We start from the raw sequence: 15855 nt of genomic DNA, 5'->3' as shown, positions 1-15855 counted from the left end.
CATCGACCCCTCCCCTATAATTAATGACTCTGCTCAAGCGGTGGTGTAAAATTAACACAACAGATGATTTTCGATTCCATCAATCAAGGGGTGAGCATGATGATAGAAATAAAAGATCTGACTCAGGAGTTTTCCAATGGAAAGGGTATTTTCGATGTGACTTTCGATGTTGAGGACGGTGAGGTTTTTGGCTTTCTCGGGCCGAATGGCAGCGGAAAGTCCACGACAATCCGGCATCTGATGGGATATATGAAGGCGCAAAAAGGTTACGCTAAGATCAAAGGGCTGGATGCATGGCATCAACAATCCTCAGCACGCAGTCATCTCGGCTACCTGCCGGGTGAAATTGCTTTTTTGGATGGGATGACGGGGCATCAATTCCTGAATATGATGGCAGGACTCCAAGGTGTGCATGATAAGGCGCGCCGTGCCGATCTTATTGATAAACTCCAATTCGATCCGAAGGAGTCCATCCGTAAAATGTCGAAGGGGACGAAACAGAAGGTCGGGATTGTGGCGACGTTCATGCATGACCCGGACATCTATATTCTGGACGAACCGACGTCAGGACTGGATCCTTTAATGCAGAACCTGTTCATCGATCTGGTCATGGAAGAAAAGGCACGTGGTAAAACATTTCTGATGTCTTCACACAGCTTCGCTGAGATCGAACGCACGTGCGATCGGGCGGCCATTATACGGAATGGCAGGATAGTCGCCACCGAAAACATACATGAGCTGCAATCCATGCAGCGGAAGGCGTTCAATGTGACGTTGACGGATAAGAAAGAAGTGGCGTCCCTCCTCGAATCTGAAATGAAGACCGAAAAAGTGGACGAGCTTACAGTGAAGATAGAATTGCAGGGGAATTATGATGTATTCATCAATACTCTGTCGGGATACCACGTTAAAAACATCAGTGCAGATGACCAGAGTCTGGAAGAGATCTTCATGGATTACTACAGCAAGGAAGAGGTGCAGTCATGAATATGTCCTTCTATACACAGATGATGAGGATCAACTTGAAGATGTTTCTCGGCTTCGGTTTAGGGTCCGCCATATATGTCACGCTCATGACCTTAATGTTCCCCTTGCTCAACGATAATATGGAAGAATTCGACAAGATGATCGAACTCTTCCCCGAACCACTGCTCCGGGCGCTAGGATTGGAGTCGTTGAGCAGTTATGGCCAGTTCATCTCAGCAGAATATTATGGGCTTTTCTACCTGATTATTTTGGGCATATTCAGTGTGATGAGCGCCATCCAGCTGATCGCGAGGCTCGTCGACCGCGGTTCGATGGCCTACCTGTTATCAACACGCGTATCCCGCACCCAGATCATCGCGACGCAGATTTTGGTCTTCGTGAGTGGACTCGTCCTCATCCATCTGATGACGTTCGCTGGCGGATATATTGCCGCGGAGTTTTTGGTGGATATAGAAAGCAACATCGCATTCGACCAGTTCTTCTACATCAACTTTGTCGGATTCCTGCTTTTCTTTGCGGTGGGCGGCTATTCACTCCTCATTTCAGCGCTATTCAATGACGAAAGGAATGCCTTTGCGTTGGCAGGCGGCATCACATTCCTCTTCTACGGCATGGATATGATTGGAAAGATAGTGACGGATATCGATTGGATCCGCAACTTCACTCCATTCTCACTCTATGAACCTGGCCGGATTGCGAATGACGAGGCGGATATTCTCATGTCCTCGATAATTCTCGGATCAATCGGTGTAATCGCATGCGTCCTGACACTCCTTATATTCAAAAAGAGGAACCTGCCGCTATAGAATTTCATATAGCGGCAGATATTATCGCATCTGTTTGTGCACCGCTGCTTCTGCCAATTAGACACTGATTTCAATGCAAGCGCTTATTCCTCTTTCGGTACATTCAGGTTCAAAAACAGATTGATTCCGAATAGAATGATGGCCAGCAGGAACATCGGCCCGCCGGTAAACGTAAAGATATGGGCGACACCAGGGTTCACCTGGACAAAAAATGTACTGAACAGAAATAACGGTACACCGATATGATACAGCCAGAACGTGGCAATACCGAGACCGTTCTTAGCGAGGTGTGGATAGATGGACAGGACTGCGCCGATCCCAAGGGTCGACAACCATCCCACGACGTTGACGTGGGCATGTCCTGCAGCCCAATTCAATTGAAGCGTCCATGACATGAATAACCCGACTGAAATGCCGATGACCAGATAGACTACGGACAGTTTAATCCAAGTTTGTCCCATTTAATGACCTCCTTAACTTCAAATATAACATTCATACAAAATATGTCAATTAAATGTCTGAATAATCAGATATTAAACTAAAGCAGGTAATCTGATTCTACGACTCATCACATTTTCGACCCATGCGTTGTGGGCTATATATAACCACCTAGATAGTGTAGCTGCGCCACTTGCATTGGTGATCCAAACCGCATCTTTCAGCGTACACTACACAGCATATAATAATCATTTGAATGAGGTGAGGATCATGCGTAAACTATTCCTAGTGATATTTTTGTATCCATCATCGCCTACTTGCTCATCTGATGGATAGTGAAGGGGTGTTCCCATGAACATGCTGGAAAAATATCAGACGATCTCCATCTTCTCCGCCATAGTCATCGGACTGCTGCTCGGGCAATTCACTGTGGTTGAAGCGTATGCTGGACACTTCATTGTACCCTTCCTGTTTTTTATGCTTTACGGGTTATTTCTGGTGATTCCTTTGGCCCGGTTGAAACACGCTTTTAAAAATATGAGGTTTTTAGGCACGGGTGCCATCATCAACTTCATATGGTCGCCTATTTTGGCATGGGGTCTCGGTGCACTGTTTCTCGCCGATCATCCTACCCTATGGATTGGCTTCATCATGCTGATGGTCACGCCATGTACGGACTGGTATCTGATGTTCACTGCCATCGCCAAAGGCAATACTGCCCTCTCCACGACCATCCTGCCGGTCAACCTTATCCTCCAGATGCTGCTTCTGCCCGTCTATCTGTATATTTTTGCAGGCGCCATCCAGCCTGTTCCATTATCGATCATCGGACAGAGTATGGTGGTGGTATTGGTCCTGCCCTTCGTCCTCGCCCATCTGACCCGCTATGCCTTGAGGAAGAAAGCACACTTGCTTAGTGACAGGCTGATTCCATTTTTTACAAATGCGCAAATGATCTTCCTCTCTTTGGCGATCATGGCCATGTTCGCGTCACAGGGGAACCATCTGCTCGATAACCTTGAAATCATCTACATATTGCTCATCCCGATTCTGCTTTTCTTCTTCATCAATTTCATGCTTGCGCAAGTGGTGGGGAGACGCATGAAGTTCTCCTACGAAGATACGGCAAGTTTGAGCCTTACCATCATCGCACGGAATTCCCCCGTCGCCTTGGCGATTACCGTCACAGCTTTTCCCGATCAGCCGTTGATTGCATTGGCTCTGGTCATCGGACCGCTCATCGAATTGCCCGTCCTGATGATTGTCTCCAAAGTGCTGCTTCTATTACGCATAAATCGTGTTGGCAGAGTATGATTATGACGAGGTGTCCGTTTAGGGGATGGCATCATAAAAAAGGCCTTGCTGAGTACAGCAAGGCCTTTTTATCATTTCAACACTTTGTCGCCTCAATCCATCCGGTCGATGATCGTATGATACCCGTCACTGCCGTAATCCAGGCACCGCTTAACCCGTGATACTGTAGCGCTGGAGGCACCTGTCTTATCCTGCACTTTGGAGTATGTCTGTCCTTCCTTTATCATCTTCGCCACCTGGAAACGCTGCTTAAGGGAAATCATTTCGTTTGTCGTGCATAGGTCATCAAAAAATTGATGGCACTCCTCCACCGTTTCAAGCTTTAATATCCCTTCGAACAGATCATCGAGTTCCTGGCCCCTCAACTTGTCTATCTGCATATATTTCCCTCCATTTGAATATGTTCATCATATCAAAACACTTTAGCATTTTAAAGTGATGAACAAAATGTACCCGAATCTCTTGTCACCATCCATATATTTTGTTATTATCAGACTTATTGATTATTCTTTATTACGCTAAAGCATTAAAGGAGATTTTGCATGGAAAATGATCTGGTCACACGACGATTGGAATTTGCCCTGGATTACACCCGATTATTAGACGCCGAAAATTATAGGCTGGTGGATATGAACATGGTCGAGCCTTTCACCATTGAAGATAAACACCATCATCCCTCGGCCATCATCCTCGAACGCAATGAGCAGCTGTTCTCCATACGGAGCGATTGGACGCGTTCATTGCTGAACTATAGCGAAAACTACCATCTTGACCAGCGCTTCTTCGGCTACTTCGGTCCGGTCGTACGAGATTACACGACAGTGTATCAGGCAGGAGTGGAACTGTACCGCCCTGCCAATGATGAAATTCTGGAAAGCATCGATATGCACCTGTCCTTCATCACCGATAGATATGCGCAGTCGTTCCAATCCATCGTGGTCAACGATGATGCGCTGCTCGACCTCTACCTCAGTAAATATGGACTGGACGGAGACATACGCCATCTTGTGCATGAGAAGAACCTATCCGAGCTGAGGAAACGTCTTGGAGTGGAGCATCCACTCTATGCACTCCTGTCTGCAAAAGTCAGCGATCAGATTGATCTGGTCACTGAAGAGTTTGCAGAACATGACATCATGCGCTTTATCGCGAGACTCAGGCAGACATTGGAGAAGTATGGAATGAAATTCATGCTGGACCTGTCGTTCCGCTCTCCCCAGTCCTACTACAACGGATTCTATTTCCAGGCATTCCTGGATCATGACCACCCGCTCCTAAGCGGCGGGGAATACAACAGCAGTGCTTTCGGCATTGCTGTAAACCTATCCGATGGAGGGTTATTATGATAACTGTGGCACTGACGAAAGGGCGCCTTTTCAAAGACTTCCTGAAATATATGAGTGAAAATGACCTCGCCGACTACAGCACTGCACTCGAAGATGAGACGCGTTCACTCTACACGATAGTGAACAATGTCAAATTCATCTTCGCCAAGGGACCGGATGTGCCGACTTATGTAGAGAGCGGTGTCGCGGACCTCGGCATCGTCGGCTCGGACATCATCACCGAGAATCCGTTCAACATATTGAATGTGTCGCAGCTGCCGTTTGGGGACTGCCATTTCTCTGTAGCAGCTCTGCCCGGCCAGGAAAGTTTCGGAGTGATCGCAACGAAATATACGAATATCGCAAAAGAGCACTTCAAAAACAAGAAGCAGGATATTTCCCTGATCCACTTGAATGGCTCGGTGGAACTCGCGCCGCTCCTTGGCTTGTCGGACGGCATCGTCGATATCGTCCAGACAGGCAGCACCTTGAAAGATAACGGCCTGGTCGAATATGAAAAAATCATGGATATCCATGCGCGCCTGATTGCGAACAAACGGACTTTCTATACAAAGGAAGATGAAATATATGGCTTCCTGACTGAGATTGGAGTGATTGAATGAATGCAGCGGCGTTTAAGGCCAACTTCAAAAAAGAACAGGAGACGGCCGGATTCGAAGGCTACAAAGGGGTCATGGAGATCATCGAACGCGTCCGTACAGAAGGGGATGCAGCGCTACTAAGCTATACCGAACAGTTCGACGGACAATCACCGGAGTCCTTCAAAGTGCCTAAAGAAAGGCTCGAGGAAAGTTATGATGCATTGTCATATGAGGAAAAAGAGGCGTTCGAAACAATCCGTCGGCGGATTGAGCAGTATCAGCTCAGCATCAAATATGAAGATAAAGCAGAGGGAGAATTCCAGTATGTCTATCACCCGCTTGAAAAGGTCGGGGTCTACATCCCGGGCGGCACTGCCCTTTATCCCTCAAGCGTACTGATGACAGTCGTGCCCGCGATTGCAGCGGGCGTTCAGGAGATCCATGCCGTCACCCCGACTTTCGAGTCGACCAACATCACGTTCGCCGCACTTTACGCATGTGGGGTAGAAAATGTCTATACGGCAGGCGGCGCCCAAGCGATTGCAGCACTCGCCTACGGTACCGAATCGATTCCAAAAGTCGACAAGATCGTAGGACCCGGCAATTACTATGTCGCACTCGCCAAACGCCTGCTGTTCGGCCAAGTCGGCATCGACATGATCGCCGGACCGAGTGAAATACTGATCTATGTGGACGATGCTGTGCATATCGATGCCATCGTGTATGATATTTTCGCCCAGGCGGAGCACGATGCCAACGCACGGACATTCCTCCTCAGTGAGGACCCGGCGGTCATCGATCGGATTGCAGAACGGATGGACGCGCTGATGGATCAGCAGTCACGCAGCAGCATCATCCACCAATCCATCGCCCACAACCACTACCGCATCGTCGATTCACGCGAGTCCCTAATCAGCCTGATCAATGATGTGGCCCCAGAGCACGTTTCAATCCAGCATAAAGATGCTGAGATGATCATATCGAACATCAAGTATGCCGGCGCCGTCTTCAATGGCTACTATTCACCTGAAGCGATCGGCGACTATGCGGCAGGGCCTTCCCATGTACTTCCGACGGATGGCACAGGCCGCTTCAGCCATGGCTTGAACATCAATGATTTCCTGACGAGCCATGCTGTCATCTCCATCGAAAAAGACACTTACGGAACAATTGCACCACCGGCAAAAATCATAGCACAGCGCGAAGGCCTCAACGCCCATCACCAATCTTTGGATATCCGAATGGAGTGACGATATGATTCATATGGACCGCAACACGAGCCCCCTGCCACCGCTCAGCCATGAAGCCCTGATGGAAGCTGTAGGAGAAACTGCTTTAAATGAATATCCGAGCGTCGAGATAGGCCGCTTCAAGCGCCTCTACGCCGATTATTATGATATCGGCAGCGATACCGTCGAAGTCGCAAACGGCTCTGACGAATGGATCCAGAAGGCGATCATGACACTTGGCCAAGGCGGCGTCATGACGCTCGAACCTGATTTTGTCATGTATCACGAATACGCCCGTCAAATAGATGTACCTGTCCACACCATCCCGTGCGATGACGACTTCCTTTTCGATTTCTCGGCAGTCATAGGGGAAGTGGAGGCGAAACGGCCTTCCCTCTTCCTCATATCGGTGCCGCACAATCCGACCGGGCAGATGTTCAGCCCGGACGACCTGCAGCGGCTGTCGGACGCGATGGCGTCACATGGTGGTTACCTCATACTTGATGAAGCCTATTATGAATTCGCCTCGCCATATGTGCGCCCGACCGGCCAGCATGTACTGATCATCCGCACATTGAGCAAAATGTTCGGAGTGGCCGGACTGCGCATCGGCATCGCCATCGGCGAAGGGGAAGCATTCAGGAGGATTACACGGATCAACCACCCGTATCCCGTCAACGCGCTGTCTTTGAACATCGCCAGCCGCATTTTCGAAGATCGTGAGGCACTCGAGGCATTCATCGAGTACCAGTTGGAGTCAAAAAGACAGCTCGCGGCTGCCCTCGGCAATATTTCCGATGAAGTGGCCGTGCTCGAGTCCTCCACAAACTTCATCTTCACATACGGTGAGCATGCACGCGACCTCGGCCATTTCATGAAGACGCGCGGCTATCAGCCACGGATGTACGACACGGCACCACTCGATGAGGCGGTCAGATACTCCATCATAAAGCATGAAGACTATGACCGGTTCAACCAACTAATCAAAGAATGGAGCAATCGACATGATCAGCAAGGAACGCACGACAAAAGAAACGGCAATCTCAATAGCACTCGATGAGGAAAAGTCACCCGGCGCCTCTTCCATCAAAACAGGCTCCGGCTTCTTCGACCATATGCTGACCCTCCTCTCATTCCATTCGGGCCTTCATATGGAGATTTCAGCACAGGGTGACCTGGAAGTTGATGCACACCACACTGTGGAAGATGTCGGCATCATATTGGGGCAGCTCATCCGCGAATTGTATACGGCGAAGGCATCCTATCAGCGTTACGGCACCACGTATATTCCGATGGATGAATCGCTGGCCCGCGTGATACTCGACCTCTCCGGCCGCCCGCACCTCAATTTCCAGGCGGAGTTTTCAAAGTCGACAGTCGGAAACTTCGACACTGAGCTTGTGATGGAATTCTTTAATGCCGTCAGCATGAACAGCCGCATGACACTCCATATCGACCTATTGAAGGGCGGCAATACCCACCATGAAATCGAGGCCATCTTCAAGGCATTCGCCAGAAGCCTTGCCGCCGCACTGCAGCCGAGCAGCATGGGCGTCCCTTCATCAAAGGGTGTCATCGAATGATCGGCATCATCGACTATTCACTCGGCAATATACAAAACGTCAAAAACGCCCTTGATAAGTTGGACTACCCGAGCCTCTTTTCAAGCGACTACGAAGTGCTGAAGGAATGTGACACCATTCTGCTGCCCGGCGTCGGCCATTTCGGTCATGCCATGACACACATCGAGACTTCTGGCCTTAAGCCGACACTCCTTAAACTGGCTGAAAATAAGCCACTGATCGGGATATGCCTCGGCATGCAGCTCCTTTTCGAACACAGTACCGAAGGGAACGTCAAGGGGCTGGGCCTGTTGCCCGGCGATATCGTGCGTATGGAGACAGCGCATCCGGTGCCGCACCTTGGCTGGAATACGCTCTCAAGCCACAGCCAAGTCTTGGATGGCAAGGACCTCTATTTCATCCACAGTTATATCGCCACCCGGACCGATACCGTCATTGCAACATCCGAATACGGCATCGACATTCCGGCAGTCGTCAAAAAAGGGCATATCACCGGCATCCAGTTCCATCCGGAAAAGTCAGGCCGCGCAGGCCTCGAAATCCTCAAACAGGCCATTGAAGGAGGCATATAGATGAACATCATCCCGGCAATCGACATCATCGATGGACAGAATGTCCGCCTCACACAAGGAGATTACGGCAAAAAGTCTGCGATGGCACGCACACCTGAAGAAGCCGTTAAATTCTACAGCGGCTTCAAGCAAGTTTCACGCATCCATATCGTCGATCTGATGGGTGCTTTGAAGCAGGACGCCACGGAAACGACGCTCGTCCAGAAGTTGAAACGAGAGACCCACCTGCCGATCCAGATTGGTGGCGGACTCAGAAGCATTGACACGATTGAGCACTATGACGCAATCGGCATCGATCATTTCATCCTCGGCACCCGGGCCATCATGGATATGGAATGGCTCAGGTCGGCAGTGGAGAAGTTCCCGGACAGGATTTTCGTTGGCATCGATGCCAGACAGAACGACATCTATGTAAATGGCTGGACCGAAAACAGCGGCATCACGATCGATGATTACCTAGAAAAAATTGAAGATCTGGCACTCGCGGGCATCATCTATACAGATATCGCCAAAGACGGCATGGGGCAGGGCCCGAATCTTGAAAATACGGGGCGCATCAACGACTTGACGCACCACACCGTCATCGCAAGCGGCGGCATCCGGAACAAGGAAGACCTCGATGCGCTTAAAGCGATGGGCATCCATGACGCCATCGTCGGCAAGGCAAGCCACAATGATGACTTCTGGAGGGATATCACATGATCAAAAAACGTATCATACCCTGTCTTGATGTGACAGAGGGGCGGGTCGTCAAAGGGATAAACTTCGTCGGGTTAAGAGATATCGGGGACCCGGTCGAGCTCGCCACCCGCTACAATGAAGCCGGGGCTGATGAGCTCGTCTTCCTCGATATTTCAAAGACCCAGAAGGGCCATGATCTGATGCTTGATGTCATCAGGAATACAGCTGAAACACTCTTCATCCCCCTTACTATAGGCGGCGGCATTTCATCCGTTTCAGATATACGCGATCTTCTGAATGCAGGGGCCGACAAAGTCAGCATCAACTCTGCGGCGATCAAAAATCCACAGCTGATAGAAGAAGCCAGCCGGATGTTCGGCAGCCAGTGCATCTGTGTCGCCGTCGATGTGAAATACGATGCTGAAGCCGGGGATTATTTCGTCCATACCCACGGGGGATCCGTAAAGACTGAGATTCCCGCATTCAAGTGGATTGCGCAATGTGAATCCCTCGGCGCCGGGGAGCTGCTGATCACGAGCATCGACCATGACGGAGTAAAGGAAGGTTTCGACATCGATTTTCTGACTAAAGCCAATGAATCAGTCGAGATTCCGATCATTGCGAGCGGGGGCGCCGGCAAGGCGGAACATTTCGTCGAACTCTTCAATGAAACGGATGTTTCTGCAGGGTTGGCCGCTTCCATCTTCCATAATGAAGAAGTTGAAATAGAAGATCTGAAACAAAAATTGAAAGCTAGCGATATAGAGGTGAGGATCACATGAAACCGGATTTCGAAAAAGGGGGCGGCCTCCTATCCGCCATTTTGCAGGATATACGTACCGGACAGGTCCTGATGAATGGCTTTATGGATGAAACTGCATACCAGAAGACTCTCGAGGAAGGAATGGTATGGTTCTACTCCCGTTCAAAGGAACGCCTCTGGAAAAAGGGGGAATCGAGCGGCAATATCCAGGTCGTCAAAAGCATGGCACTGGACTGCGATTCGGATGCCCTTCTCATCCAGGTCGAACCGAAGGGCCCGACTTGCCACCTCGGCACACAGAGCTGCTTCGGCGACGATCATTTCAATCTGCAGACGCTTGAAAAGATCGTCGACCACAAAGTGGAGAATCCTGAGGGAGGCTCCTACACGAAATACCTCACCGATGAAGGCATCGACAAGATCCTGAAGAAATGCGGCGAGGAGATGACTGAAGTCGTCATCGCGGCAAAGAATGGTGATCGGGAGGAGCTCATCGATGAAACGAGCGACCTCCTCTACCATACCCTCGTGCTGCTCAAGCACCAGGGCGTCTCCCTTGGAGATGTGGAAGCCCGGCTCGAAGCGCGCCACGGAGAGAACCTTTCCTACAAGGTCCGTGGAGAAATAGAAGAATGGTAGTTGCCGTCCCCTTGAAGTTTTCAAGGGGATTTTTATGTTTTCAGAAATTGATGATTTAATTCCTACTTGGGAACTTGTAATTGAAGTATTCCTCATATATAATTCATATAATTAACGTCAGAATAATACAGAGGGTTGATATGCAATGAAAGTGGATTTGAAGAACGTGAACAAGTCCTTCACCAAAGGAAAGAATGAAACTCTCCCTGTGCTTCAGGACATCGATTTCAGTATTGAAGCAGGGGAATTCGTCTCCCTCCTCGGACCTTCAGGGTGCGGCAAATCGACGATACTGAAGCTGATCGCCGGGTTGAGCCACCCTTCTTCAGGGGAGCTGAGGGTCAATGATACACCGATAACCGGCCCGGGCACCGATCGGGTCGTAGTCTTCCAGGAAGGCGGACTCTTTCCATGGATGACAGTGCTTGAGAACGTCACATATGGATTGAAGATCAAGAAGATGAGCAAGTCAGAGGCTGAGGAGAAGGCGATGGATGGCCTGCGCATGGTCCACCTCGGCAATTTCACCGGCGCCTATCCGCATGAACTGTCCGGAGGCATGAAGCAGCGTGTGGCTATTGCACGGGCGCTCGTCATGGACCCGGACGTCCTGCTGATGGATGAGCCATTCGCGGCACTGGATGAACAGACACGCCTCGTCCTGCATCAGGAACTCCAGGACATTTGGCAGAAGACGGGCAAGACGATTCTATTCATCACCCACAATATCAGGGAAGCCCTGACATTATCCGACCGCGTCCTCCTGATGAGTACACGGCCGGGCACCATCAAGAAATCATTCACAGTACAGGCCTCCCGGCCACGCAACCCTTCAGACAGTGTCATCGTCGACATGGAGAAGCGTGTCATGGCCGAACTGGAAGAAGAGATGAATAAAGTACTGAAGGAGGAGTTCGGCGATGACTACCGTTTTAAGACGGATAACGTTCGTGATCATGATCATAGCGATATGGGAAGTCATATCTAAACTGCAGCTTTTCCCGACATTCATGTTTCCTCCCCTGATCATCCCCAATGATTCAGGCGGGGTGACTGTAATAAAGACACTCATCACGGGTATACTTTCCGGACAGATTTTAGAAGCCACCGGCATCACCCTTGGGAGGCTTCTGATCGGATTCTTCATTGCTGTCATACTCGGACTTACATTCGGATTCCTCATCGCGCGCTACAAATGGGTCGATGATACACTCGGATTCTTCGTAACGGCACTCCAGTCCATCCCGAGCATCGTGTGGTTTCCACTCGCCATCGTATGGTTCGGACTCGGCAATGTCGCCATCCTGTTCATCGTTGCCATCGGGGCGACATGGACGATGACTGTCAATTCGAGCGCCGGATTCAAAAATGTCCCGAGCATCTACATCGATGCTGCACGAACGCTCGGGGCCTCAGGCACCCATCTGCTGCGGACCGTCATCATACCCGCTTCCATCCCCCACATCATATCGGGGCTGCGTGTTGCATGGGCATTCGCATGGCGAGCCATCATGGCCGGTGAACTGCTCGGTGCGGCTGGCGGGCTCGGCCACCTGCTGGACCTCGGACGGTCAATCCAGGCAATGGACCTCGTACTGTCCATCATGATCGTCATCGGCATCATCGGCACCATCATCGATAACCAGGTCTTCCTGAGAATGGAACGGTCCGTCTCAAGACGCTGGGGTATCGGTACCTAAAATCAGCATGGAGGGAATTCCAATATGAAAAAATTTCTACCTGTACTCACTGCCTTGCTGCTCCTCATCATCGCAGGATGCGGCGGCGAAGAAAACAGCAGTGCCGAAGACACGGCAGAGGAAGTCCGCATTGCGTACTTCCCGAACTTTACGCATATCGCAACCATCGTCGCATTGGAGAATGGTTACTTTGAAGAAGCCTTCGGAGAGGACATAACCATCGATACGATGACATTCCCGAATGGCAGTGCCTTCATGGAGGCTCTGTCGACCGAAGAATTCGACATTGGAACCGTCGGTCCGACACCTGCCACGACGACATTCCAGCGCAACGCAGGACATGAAATCATTGCAGGCGCGGTCAATGGAGGCGCCGTACTCGCAACAGCAGAAGACTCGGGAATCGAAAGTGTTGAAGACCTGGACGGCAAGCGGATCGCAGTACCGACCATCGGCTCCACTCAGGACATCATGCTCCGCAAGGAGCTTCAGGAAGTCGGTCTGAACATTGAAGACGCAGGCGGCACAGTGAGCCTCGTGCCACAGGCACCCGCCGACACTTCCACACTCTTCCTTCAGGGTGATGTCGATGCAGCAGCCACCCAGGAGCCTTGGGGTGTATTCCTTGAAAACCAGGCTGATGCATCCATCCTGCTTGATGAAGAAGAGTTTGCATGGGGGACCGACTTGACGACAACGGTCGTTACAGCAAACAACACGTTTACAGAAAACAATCCGGAGCTCACACAGGACTACTTGAGGGCACACCTGGAAGCCATCGATTTCATTGAAAACAACAATGAAGAGGCGGTGCAGATCTTCGTCGACCACATAGAAGAGATCACGGGTAATGCCCTCGACTTCGATGAAACACTCGAAGCCAGCAATCGTCTGAACCCGGCCTATGAAATCAACGAAGATGTGATCCAGGAGATGGCGACCATCAGCATGGAAGCCGGTTATATTCCATCCGATGATGTCGAAGGGCTCGTGAACAGGGAGTATCTGGATGCGGTCCTGGAAGAAGAATAGAAATCAAAAAAGGAAGGGGGAGCATTGAACTGTAACCCATAATTTAGACAGTTTAAAAAAAGCGTTATGCTGCGAGTAGATGACCTCGGTATTGTACCGGGGTCATTCTTTTTAACCCCCATTGGTATCTTTCATTATTATACTTATTGATATAATTTCCAACCGCATGCTTCAATGCTTCAAAGGACGGGCAGGCTTTATGGTCCACCCCTTCATCGAAATAGGCCACGACAATAACAGCCAGAAGCGGCAGCAATACACCAGTGACGATGAAACCGGCCATCGCCGGCCACATGTCCACACCTGCCTGGTGTCCTAGCATTGGAGGGAATATCAGTTTGCCCGCCCCGAAGAACAATGAAAAAAGCATCAGGCCGGAAATTAATGTTAAACGATTCATCAGAACACTCCTAGAATAAAAAAAGCACCATTTTAAGGACGGCAGTCATGCCGCGGCACTCCTCTCGATAATTCCCCTGATCCCCATCAGTTTAGAAATCCGTTCACTATGGATAATATTACAGGCTCCCTCCCCATACGGGAGTCATCTGTTATAAAGATGATATGAAAACACCTCACCAATTATATGACTTTTATAAATATTGTCAATATGATGGATAAAGGGAATTGATTAATTTCAAATCAAAAAAGTGCAGAACTCATTTTGAGCTCTGCACCTTAATTTTATGCCAATACTTCTTTTGTCATATTTTCCTGCACCATTTCGATGAAGTAGCGATGAAAGACGAGCGAATCCGTCAGTTCAGGGTGGAAAGAGATGCCGAGATGGCGGTCGGAACGCACTGCGACGATCTTCTCCCCCACCTTCGACAGCACCTGCACGCCTTCACCGACAGCATCGATATGGGGCGCCCGGATGAAGACGGCAAGCGCCTTTTCCCCGATGCCTTCAATATCAAGTTCGGCCTCGAAGCTGTCCACCTGCCTGCCGAATGAATTGCGTTCGACGGTGATTTCGAGTTTGCCGAGATGTCCGCCCTCCTGACCGATGATCCTTTCAGCGAGCAGGATGACACCGGCACAGGTCCCGAACATCGGCAAGTCGCTTTCCCTCAATGCTTCTGTGAAGCCGTAGCGGTCCATGAGACGCCGTATGGCTGTAGACTCACCTCCGGGAAGGATGAGGCCGTCAATGTCCGTGAGTTCTTCGACACGCTTGATGGCGACCGCTTCCTGGCCACATGCCTCAACCATCTGCAGGTGTTCCCTCACAGCCCCCTGCAGGGCAAGTACACCGATCCTCATTACCAGCCGCGCTCCTGCATCCTGTCTTCGAGGGAGAGCTGGTTGATGTCGAGGCCTTTCATCGCTGTACCGAGTTCCTTAGCAAGCTTGCCGATCAGTTCGTAGTCCTGATAGTGGGTGGTTGCTTCCACGATCGCTTTGGCGAACTTCTCAGGATTGTCTGATTTGAATACACCGGAACCGACGAATACGCCGTCTGCACCAAGTTCCATCATCAGTGCCGCATCCTGTGGTGTCGCCACGCCTCCGGCTGCAAAATTGACGACCGGCAGTTTGCCCAGTTCCTTTATCTCCTTCAAGATGTCATATGGTGCACCGTGGTTCTTCGCCTCGGTCATAAGCTCGTCATCGCTCATTACAGTAATCTGGCGGACCTGCTGGTTGACCATGCGCATATGCCTCACCGCTTCCACGATGTTGCCTGTACCCGGCTCCCCTTTCGTTCTGAGCATGGCTGCACCTTCTCCTATGCGCCTTGCCGCTTCACCGATGTTCCGGCAGCCGCATACGAACGGCACTTTATAATCATCCTTCTTCAGGTGGAAGACTTCATCTGCTGGCGTGAGCACTTCGGATTCGTCGATGTAGTCGACGCCCATCGCTTCCAGTACACGGGCTTCCGTGATGTGGCCGATCCTGCATTTCGCCATGACCGGGATGGAGACGGCGTTCATCACCTCTTCGACGATCCTCGGGTCACATGCCCTTGCCACACCGCCTGCTGCACGGATATCGGATGGCACACGCTCCAGTGCCATGACTGCCACGGCTCCTGCCGCCTCGGCGACCTTCGCCTGTTCTGCGTTGACGACATCCATGATGACGCCGCCCTTCTGCATTTCCGCCATTCCTCTTTTAACTTTTTCAGTACCTGTCTGCTGCATCTATAACGACTCCTTCTATTGATATTATATTGGA

The 15855-nt window shown here is 50.5% G+C and carries 20 protein-coding genes and 1 pseudogene; 15 read left to right on the top strand and 6 right to left on the bottom strand.

The window, feature by feature from the left end; genetic code table 11:
- Positions 1 to 99: 99 nt before the first annotated feature.
- Both ACZ5LF_RS00890 and ACZ5LF_RS00885 read left to right on the top strand, forming a co-directional pair.
- Positions 100 to 987 carry an ABC transporter ATP-binding protein gene (locus ACZ5LF_RS00890; RefSeq protein WP_380570841.1) on the top strand — a complete coding sequence of 296 codons (888 nt, stop codon included), beginning with the start codon at positions 100 to 102 and terminating at the stop codon, positions 985 to 987.
- Positions 988 to 989: 2 nt separating this feature from the next.
- A complete protein-coding gene (locus tag ACZ5LF_RS00885) occupies positions 990 to 1793 on the top strand; it encodes an ABC transporter permease subunit (protein ID WP_464759526.1) in 804 nt (267 codons plus the stop codon).
- Between the two features lie 83 nt (positions 1794 to 1876).
- Here ACZ5LF_RS00885 and ACZ5LF_RS00880 read toward each other — a convergent pair whose 3' ends face one another.
- Positions 1877 to 2254 carry a hypothetical protein gene (locus ACZ5LF_RS00880; protein WP_380570711.1) on the bottom strand — a complete coding sequence of 126 codons (378 nt, stop codon included), beginning with the start codon at positions 2252 to 2254 and terminating at the stop codon, positions 1877 to 1879.
- A 328-nt stretch (positions 2255 to 2582) separates the two neighbouring features.
- Here ACZ5LF_RS00880 and ACZ5LF_RS00875 point away from each other — a divergent pair, with 328 nt between their 5' ends.
- Positions 2583 to 3545, top strand: a complete 963-nt coding sequence (locus ACZ5LF_RS00875) for an arsenic resistance protein (RefSeq protein WP_380570710.1) — start codon at positions 2583 to 2585, stop codon at positions 3543 to 3545.
- A 92-nt stretch (positions 3546 to 3637) separates the two neighbouring features.
- Here the strand turns inward: ACZ5LF_RS00875 and ACZ5LF_RS00870 are convergent, their stop codons facing one another.
- On the bottom strand, positions 3638 to 3925 hold the full coding sequence (locus ACZ5LF_RS00870) for a YerC/YecD family TrpR-related protein (protein ID WP_344703657.1): 288 nt from the start codon (positions 3923 to 3925) through the stop codon (positions 3638 to 3640).
- A gap of 162 nt (positions 3926 to 4087) precedes the next feature.
- Here ACZ5LF_RS00870 and ACZ5LF_RS00865 point away from each other — a divergent pair, with 162 nt between their 5' ends.
- The 12 genes from ACZ5LF_RS00865 to ACZ5LF_RS00810 all read left to right on the top strand — a co-directional run bounded on the left by ACZ5LF_RS00865 (position 4088) and on the right by ACZ5LF_RS00810 (position 13671).
- The gene (locus ACZ5LF_RS00865) at positions 4088 to 4891 is read left to right on the top strand and encodes an ATP phosphoribosyltransferase regulatory subunit (protein ID WP_380570709.1); all 804 of its coding nucleotides are present in this window, start codon (positions 4088 to 4090) and stop codon (positions 4889 to 4891) included.
- The gene (gene hisG, locus ACZ5LF_RS00860) at positions 4888 to 5493 is read left to right on the top strand and encodes an ATP phosphoribosyltransferase (RefSeq protein WP_344703661.1); all 606 of its coding nucleotides are present in this window, start codon (positions 4888 to 4890) and stop codon (positions 5491 to 5493) included. The genes ACZ5LF_RS00865 and hisG overlap by 4 nt, the downstream gene beginning before the upstream one ends.
- Positions 5490 to 6722 carry a histidinol dehydrogenase gene (gene hisD, locus ACZ5LF_RS00855; RefSeq protein ID WP_380570708.1) on the top strand — a complete coding sequence of 411 codons (1233 nt, stop codon included), beginning with the start codon at positions 5490 to 5492 and terminating at the stop codon, positions 6720 to 6722. The genes hisG and hisD overlap by 4 nt, the downstream gene beginning before the upstream one ends.
- Positions 6723 to 6726: 4 nt before the next feature.
- Entirely contained in the window at positions 6727 to 7761 is a 1035-nt protein-coding gene (locus ACZ5LF_RS00850) for a pyridoxal phosphate-dependent aminotransferase (RefSeq protein WP_344703665.1), read from the top strand.
- Positions 7706 to 8284: an imidazoleglycerol-phosphate dehydratase HisB gene (hisB, locus tag ACZ5LF_RS00845; RefSeq protein ID WP_344703667.1), complete on the top strand. Its 579-nt coding sequence runs from the start codon at positions 7706 to 7708 to the stop codon at positions 8282 to 8284. Before ACZ5LF_RS00850 ends, hisB begins: the two co-directional genes overlap by 56 nt.
- The gene (hisH, locus tag ACZ5LF_RS00840; protein WP_380570707.1) at positions 8281 to 8856 is read left to right on the top strand and encodes an imidazole glycerol phosphate synthase subunit HisH; all 576 of its coding nucleotides are present in this window, start codon (positions 8281 to 8283) and stop codon (positions 8854 to 8856) included. The genes hisB and hisH overlap by 4 nt, the downstream gene beginning before the upstream one ends.
- Positions 8857 to 9558, top strand: coding sequence for a 1-(5-phosphoribosyl)-5-[(5-phosphoribosylamino)methylideneamino]imidazole-4-carboxamide isomerase (hisA, locus tag ACZ5LF_RS00835; protein WP_380570706.1), 702 nt, complete (start codon positions 8857 to 8859; stop codon positions 9556 to 9558).
- Positions 9555 to 10319 (top strand): imidazole glycerol phosphate synthase subunit HisF, encoded by a 765-nt coding sequence (gene hisF / locus ACZ5LF_RS00830; RefSeq protein ID WP_380570705.1) that lies wholly within the window; start codon positions 9555 to 9557, stop codon positions 10317 to 10319. Before hisA ends, hisF begins: the two co-directional genes overlap by 4 nt.
- Positions 10316 to 10939, top strand: a complete 624-nt coding sequence (hisIE, locus tag ACZ5LF_RS00825; protein ID WP_380570704.1) for a bifunctional phosphoribosyl-AMP cyclohydrolase/phosphoribosyl-ATP diphosphatase HisIE — start codon at positions 10316 to 10318, stop codon at positions 10937 to 10939. The genes hisF and hisIE overlap by 4 nt, the downstream gene beginning before the upstream one ends.
- 145 nt (positions 10940 to 11084) lie before the next feature.
- Positions 11085 to 11927 (top strand): ABC transporter ATP-binding protein, encoded by an 843-nt coding sequence (locus ACZ5LF_RS00820; RefSeq protein ID WP_380570703.1) that lies wholly within the window; start codon positions 11085 to 11087, stop codon positions 11925 to 11927.
- The gene (locus ACZ5LF_RS00815; RefSeq protein WP_380570701.1) at positions 11860 to 12639 is read left to right on the top strand and encodes an ABC transporter permease; all 780 of its coding nucleotides are present in this window, start codon (positions 11860 to 11862) and stop codon (positions 12637 to 12639) included. Before ACZ5LF_RS00820 ends, ACZ5LF_RS00815 begins: the two co-directional genes overlap by 68 nt.
- A 24-nt stretch (positions 12640 to 12663) precedes the next feature.
- Complete coding sequence (locus ACZ5LF_RS00810) at positions 12664 to 13671, top strand: ABC transporter substrate-binding protein (protein ID WP_380570700.1); 1008 nt, start codon at positions 12664 to 12666, stop codon at positions 13669 to 13671.
- 64 nt (positions 13672 to 13735) lie between these two features.
- On the opposite strand, the gene ACZ5LF_RS00805 is transcribed toward ACZ5LF_RS00810, so the two are convergent.
- The 4 genes and pseudogenes from ACZ5LF_RS00805 to pdxS all read right to left on the bottom strand — a co-directional run bounded on the left by ACZ5LF_RS00805 (position 13736) and on the right by pdxS (position 15821).
- Positions 13736 to 13879, bottom strand: a complete 144-nt coding sequence (locus ACZ5LF_RS00805) for an IS3 family transposase (protein WP_380570840.1) — start codon at positions 13877 to 13879, stop codon at positions 13736 to 13738.
- Positions 13874 to 14071, bottom strand: a pseudogene (locus ACZ5LF_RS00800) (branched-chain amino acid transport system II carrier protein); the annotation flags it as partial. The gene ACZ5LF_RS00805 and the pseudogene ACZ5LF_RS00800, both read right to left, overlap by 6 nt.
- 284 nt (positions 14072 to 14355) lie before the next feature.
- Positions 14356 to 14937, bottom strand: coding sequence for a pyridoxal 5'-phosphate synthase glutaminase subunit PdxT (gene pdxT / locus ACZ5LF_RS00795; RefSeq protein ID WP_380570699.1), 582 nt, complete (start codon positions 14935 to 14937; stop codon positions 14356 to 14358).
- Positions 14937 to 15821, bottom strand: a complete 885-nt coding sequence (pdxS, locus tag ACZ5LF_RS00790; RefSeq protein ID WP_380570698.1) for a pyridoxal 5'-phosphate synthase lyase subunit PdxS — start codon at positions 15819 to 15821, stop codon at positions 14937 to 14939. The genes pdxT and pdxS overlap by 1 nt, the downstream gene beginning before the upstream one ends.
- Positions 15822 to 15855: the final 34 nt, after the last annotated feature.

It is taken from the genome of Salinicoccus siamensis (genome assembly GCF_055391965.1).
Note: the sequence above shows the minus strand (reverse complement) of the source record. Positions and strands in the feature narration are given on the sequence as shown.

What these genes read in the sequence shown, in the direction of transcription:
- ACZ5LF_RS00890 (WP_380570841.1), top strand. Translation starts at nt 100, where the DNA reads ATGATAGAAATAAAAGATCTGACTCAGGAGTTTTCCAATGGAAAGGGT.
- ACZ5LF_RS00885 (WP_464759526.1), top strand. Translation starts at nt 990, where the DNA reads ATGTCCTTCTATACACAGATGATGAGGATCAACTTGAAGATGTTTCTC.
- ACZ5LF_RS00880 (WP_380570711.1), bottom strand. Translation starts at nt 2,254, where the DNA reads ATGGGACAAACTTGGATTAAACTGTCCGTAGTCTATCTGGTCATCGGC.
- ACZ5LF_RS00875 (WP_380570710.1), top strand. Translation starts at nt 2,583, where the DNA reads ATGAACATGCTGGAAAAATATCAGACGATCTCCATCTTCTCCGCCATA.
- ACZ5LF_RS00870 (WP_344703657.1), bottom strand. Translation starts at nt 3,925, where the DNA reads ATGCAGATAGACAAGTTGAGGGGCCAGGAACTCGATGATCTGTTCGAA.
- ACZ5LF_RS00865 (WP_380570709.1), top strand. Translation starts at nt 4,088, where the DNA reads ATGGAAAATGATCTGGTCACACGACGATTGGAATTTGCCCTGGATTAC.
- hisG (WP_344703661.1), top strand. Translation starts at nt 4,888, where the DNA reads ATGATAACTGTGGCACTGACGAAAGGGCGCCTTTTCAAAGACTTCCTG.
- hisD (WP_380570708.1), top strand. Translation starts at nt 5,490, where the DNA reads ATGAATGCAGCGGCGTTTAAGGCCAACTTCAAAAAAGAACAGGAGACG.
- ACZ5LF_RS00850 (WP_344703665.1), top strand. Translation starts at nt 6,727, where the DNA reads ATGATTCATATGGACCGCAACACGAGCCCCCTGCCACCGCTCAGCCAT.
- hisB (WP_344703667.1), top strand. Translation starts at nt 7,706, where the DNA reads ATGATCAGCAAGGAACGCACGACAAAAGAAACGGCAATCTCAATAGCA.
- hisH (WP_380570707.1), top strand. Translation starts at nt 8,281, where the DNA reads ATGATCGGCATCATCGACTATTCACTCGGCAATATACAAAACGTCAAA.
- hisA (WP_380570706.1), top strand. Translation starts at nt 8,857, where the DNA reads ATGAACATCATCCCGGCAATCGACATCATCGATGGACAGAATGTCCGC.
- hisF (WP_380570705.1), top strand. Translation starts at nt 9,555, where the DNA reads ATGATCAAAAAACGTATCATACCCTGTCTTGATGTGACAGAGGGGCGG.
- hisIE (WP_380570704.1), top strand. Translation starts at nt 10,316, where the DNA reads ATGAAACCGGATTTCGAAAAAGGGGGCGGCCTCCTATCCGCCATTTTG.
- ACZ5LF_RS00820 (WP_380570703.1), top strand. Translation starts at nt 11,085, where the DNA reads ATGAAAGTGGATTTGAAGAACGTGAACAAGTCCTTCACCAAAGGAAAG.
- ACZ5LF_RS00815 (WP_380570701.1), top strand. Translation starts at nt 11,860, where the DNA reads ATGACTACCGTTTTAAGACGGATAACGTTCGTGATCATGATCATAGCG.
- ACZ5LF_RS00810 (WP_380570700.1), top strand. Translation starts at nt 12,664, where the DNA reads ATGAAAAAATTTCTACCTGTACTCACTGCCTTGCTGCTCCTCATCATC.
- pdxT (WP_380570699.1), bottom strand. Translation starts at nt 14,937, where the DNA reads ATGAGGATCGGTGTACTTGCCCTGCAGGGGGCTGTGAGGGAACACCTG.
- pdxS (WP_380570698.1), bottom strand. Translation starts at nt 15,821, where the DNA reads ATGCAGCAGACAGGTACTGAAAAAGTTAAAAGAGGAATGGCGGAAATG.